Raw genomic sequence first — 4,158 nt, 5'->3', positions numbered from 1 at the left:
AGCGCGGGGCGCGGTCCGGTACTTCTTCGAGCGCGTCCGAACCGCCGACCGATTCGACGATCTCCTCAGGCGCTTCGCCTTCCTCGTAGACGAGCTTCGGCGCGGTGGATTTGAGCGTCAGGTCGCGGACGGTCTCCCACATCCGCAAGAGATATTCAAAGTCGCGCTTGATCTCGATCTTGGTGCGGCTGGCGCCGGCGGTGCGCAGGATCACGCCCATGCCCTCCGGCACTTCGAGCTCGGCGGCCGCCTCCTTGAGGCGTGCCCGATCTTCGGAACTGGTGATCTTGCGGCTGATGCCGCCGCCGCGCGCGGTATTGGGCATCAGCACCGAATAGCGGCCGGCCAGCGACAAATAGGTCGTAAGCGCGGCGCCCTTGGTGCCGCGTTCTTCCTTGACCACCTGTACCAGCATGACCTGCCGGCGCTTGATCACCTCTTGGATTTTGTACTGGCGGCGGTAGCGCGGGGCGCGGTCCGGTACTTCTTCGAGCGCGTCCGAACCGCCGACCGATTCGACGATCTCCTCAGGCGCTTCGCCTTCCTCGTCGTGCTCATGCACTTCGGTGACGGTCGTAGTGTCGCCGTTCTCAGCGGGCGCGGTGCTGACGGTCTCGTCGCCGTGGTCGTCCGGCTGCCCGTTGTGATCGTCCGCGGCCTCGCCGTCTTCGGCGTGCTTTTCGGAGACGTCGTTCGCCGCCACTTCGGTTGCCGATTCCGCCAGGGCTTCGAGCGGTTCGTCAGCTTCGTCGTCGGTCTCGGCGTGGTCTTCGGAGGCGTTCAATGCATCGGCTGAGATGGTCCGTGTGACAACGGGTTCCGACGCGTCGTGATGGTGCGGCGTGCCTTCGGCCGCGGCACTGCCGCGCGCTTCGATGTCCGTTGCTTCGCCGTTCTCGCCGTGCGCCTGTTCGCCATGCGCCTCCTCGAAATGGCCTTCGGCGGCGGCATCGTGCGCTTCAGTGATTTCGCCCTGCACCGTTTCGTCGCGGCGCGCGGATCGATGCGGCGCCGGCTGGCGGCGGTGCCGCCGCGAGCGCCGGTCGACTTCGTCGTCGGCGGCGCGTTGCGCGCGTTCTTCCTCGGCGATCAAGGCTTCGCGGTCGGCGACCGGGATTTGATAATAGTCCGGATGAATTTCGCTGAACGCCAGGAAGCCGTGGCGGTTGCCGCCGTAATCGACGAAAGCGGCCTGCAGCGACGGCTCAACGCGCGTCACTTTCGCCAGATAGATATTGCCCCGGAGTTGCTTGCGGTGCGCGGATTCAAAGTCGAATTCTTCGACGCGATTGCCGCGCAGAACGACCACCCGGGTCTCCTCGGGATGGGTCGCGTCGATGAGCATTTTGTTGGCCATTGGTAAATCTCACGAGGGCCGGCATGCCTGCTCGTTCCGCGTCGCCATTGAGTTGGAGTTGGCGTGGGAGGAGGGCACGGGCCCAATTGTCGTTGAAAGGGACGGATCGGAAATCGAAAGACCGCGAAGCGGGAGAGGTCCGCATGCCGGCGAGCGTTTGAAAGCTACCGCGCCACGTTGATCGGACCTGGACTTGCGTCTCGGACATGAACTCCAAACCGCGATGAGGCGACAGCGTCGGGCGCTGCCGCAATTCCGTAGACGCTAACGGCGTAACGCCATCCCAAGAACCATCCTAAGAGCACAACGAAGTGGCTTTGCACCACGATGTGGTTTCGGCTCCGGTACATGCGCCACGCTTAAGATTCCGGCTGTCCTCAATATTCGGAGGGTATCGGCGTCGCCTGTTCGTTCCGCCTTCGTGGCGCCGTCGCTTGATGCAACCATTGGCCGGTTTGGTCATTTGCCAATCGAGACATTTGCCAAACAAGCCAGTGGCCGTCGCAGCGACTGCGCCGGAGCGGTTCCAAACCCGCCGTCCGCCTTGCTCCGGTCATCTTCCTCCGGGAGCCAATCTTGGCGGACGTAACCGGATGCCCTAACGCGACACAACCGGAACCTTTCACCGTCAGCACCTTCTTTCTAAGGCCGTCGAAGGGGAATTGGCAAGCCATCTGTGGGCTTTGGCGCGAGGGTGGTGAATTGCGGCGGTATCCGGCGCCGGTTCCGGGCTCAGGCTTAAGTTTGAGTTAACCACGCGCGCCTATTGGAGTAAGGGGGCAGAATGGGGTGGAAACCGATGGCTGTCCGAGCCGCCGGCTGGGCGCTTCTCGGTGTGTTTCTCACCGGCGCTGCCATGGCGGCCGACGGGCTGGGGAACTTGCCGGCGAACCTGTCGGCGAACTTGCCGACCTCCGACTCGTTTCCCGTGGCGACCGACGCGCGGCTCGGCGGCGATGAGTCGCAGACGCGATTCGTCATGGATCTCGACCGCAAGATCGATCTGCACGTCTTCACGCTGGCCGATCCTTACCGCGTGGTCGTCGATATTCCGCAAGTCCGATTTCAACTTCCGCCGAATACCGGAGAAAATGGTCGAGGACTGGTGAAGACGTTTCGCTACGGCCTGGTGATGGCCGGCGGCTCGCGCGTCGTCCTCGACGTCAGCAAGCCGGTGCGCGTCGACAAGGCCTTCGCGGTCGATGCCGCCGACGGCGCCCCGGCGCGGCTCGTGCTCGATCTTGTCGCCACCGACCGCGACAGCTTCCTGCGCAAGATCGCGCTCGATGAAAAGCTTGCCCGCGCCGACAATCCTCCCACGAATCTGCCTCCCGCAAGCCTGCCGTCCGCGAACGCGCCGCAGTCGGATTCCGCCGATCCGCGTCCCTTGGTCGTGCTCGATCCCGGCCATGGCGGCATCGACACCGGCACGAAAGCGCCGAGCGGGGAGGCGGAGAAGGACATTGTCCTCGATGTGGCCCAGCGCCTGCGCGACCGCATCGAGAAGGCCGGCAAATACCGCGTCCTGATGACGCGCGACGACGACACGTTCATCCCGCTCGCCGATCGCGTGCGCATCGCGCGCAATGCCGGCGCCTCGCTGTTCGTCTCGATCCACGCCGATTCCTTGCCGCGCAAAGAAGGCGATGCCCAGGGCGCGACGGTCTATACGCTGTCGGAGACGGCAACCGATCCGGCCGCCGCGCGGCTCGCCGAAGAGGAGAACCGAGCCGACGTCATCGCCGGCGTCGATCTCAAGTCCGAACCCGATGACGTGGCCGGCATTCTGATCGACCTTGCGCAGCGCGAGACCAAGACCTTCTCCGTGCAATTCGCGCATAAGCTGGTCAGCGAGATGAAGGACACGACGCGGCTGCACAAGGATCCCATCAAGTCGGCGGGCTTTCGCGTTTTGCGTGCCCCAGACGTCCCCTCGGTCCTTGTCGAACTGGGCTATGTGTCGAACAAGCAGGATCTACAGTCGCTCTTGTCCAGCGCCTGGCGGGACCATACGGCGGACGACATGGCGCATGCCATCGACGGCTATTTTGCGACCCACGTCGCCGGAGCCCGCACGGGTGGGGCCAACTAAACTGGCGGTGCCCTATCTCGCAGGGCCGCCTGGGCTCATCTGGCGGGTGGCCAGGCTCCGCGCGGTATCCTGATGCACGCCTCATGTGCCCCAACGGCCTCAGTTTGAACAAAAAACCAAGCGACCAACGCAGCGATAGGTGGGGACTCTGGCGGGTGGGGGCCAATACTGGCACACTGGTCTTGCGCGCGGGGCAGCTTTGAGTCGTTCCGGTCCAACCGGCTTCTGGCCGTTTGCCGGCTGGAACTTGGCGGGGCATTCCTGATCTCGATGGAACGCTTGATCTTGATGAAACGGGTCTCTGGGGAATCGGTGTCGCGGTGAAATTACTGCTGCGCTTTTTGGGCTTTCTGTTCGCCGCGGGGACGATCCTATTCATTGCCGGGATCGCCGGGACCGCTGGCCTATTGTGGCATTATTCAAAGGACTTGCCGGATTACTCGCAGCTTCAGGATTACGAACCTGCAGTGATGACCAGGGTGCATGCGGCCGACGGCTCGCTGCTCGCCGAATACGCCAAGGAACGCCGGCTCTACCTGCCGATTCAAGCGATCCCGAAACTCGTCACCAATGCCTTCGTCGCGGCCGAGGATAAGAATTTCTACCAGCATCCCAGCGTCGACATTCAAGGCATCGCGCGCGCCGGCCTGCTCTACGTCGAAAATTACGGCCGCGGCGGCCATCCGCAGGGCGCCTCGACCATCACCCA

General features: G+C 63.7%; 3 protein-coding genes. 2 read left to right on the top strand and 1 reads right to left on the bottom strand.

Features of this window, described 5'->3' with window-relative positions:
- Positions 1–1,357 (bottom strand): ribonuclease E/G (locus ACLP2E_RS11130; RefSeq protein ID WP_442465960.1); only part of this gene is annotated, 1,357 nt, incomplete at its 3' end.
- Positions 1,358–2,156: 799 nt separating this feature from the next.
- Between ACLP2E_RS11130 and ACLP2E_RS11125 the strand changes: the two genes are divergently transcribed.
- Both ACLP2E_RS11125 and ACLP2E_RS11120 read left to right on the top strand, forming a co-directional pair.
- Complete coding sequence (locus ACLP2E_RS11125; RefSeq protein ID WP_442465959.1) at positions 2,157–3,449, top strand: N-acetylmuramoyl-L-alanine amidase; 1,293 nt, start codon at positions 2,157–2,159, stop codon at positions 3,447–3,449.
- Positions 3,450–3,769: 320 nt separating this feature from the next.
- On the top strand, positions 3,770–4,158 hold a 389-nt coding region (locus ACLP2E_RS11120; RefSeq protein ID WP_442465958.1), incomplete at its 3' end, for a transglycosylase domain-containing protein.

It is taken from the genome of Rhodoblastus sp., from assembly GCF_052145335.1.
GTDB lineage: Bacteria > Pseudomonadota > Alphaproteobacteria > Rhizobiales > Beijerinckiaceae > Rhodoblastus.
This window is presented reverse-complemented; position numbering and strand designations above follow the sequence as displayed.

What these genes read in the sequence shown, in the direction of transcription:
- ACLP2E_RS11125 (WP_442465959.1), top strand. Translation starts at nt 2,157, where the DNA reads ATGGCTGTCCGAGCCGCCGGCTGGGCGCTTCTCGGTGTGTTTCTCACC.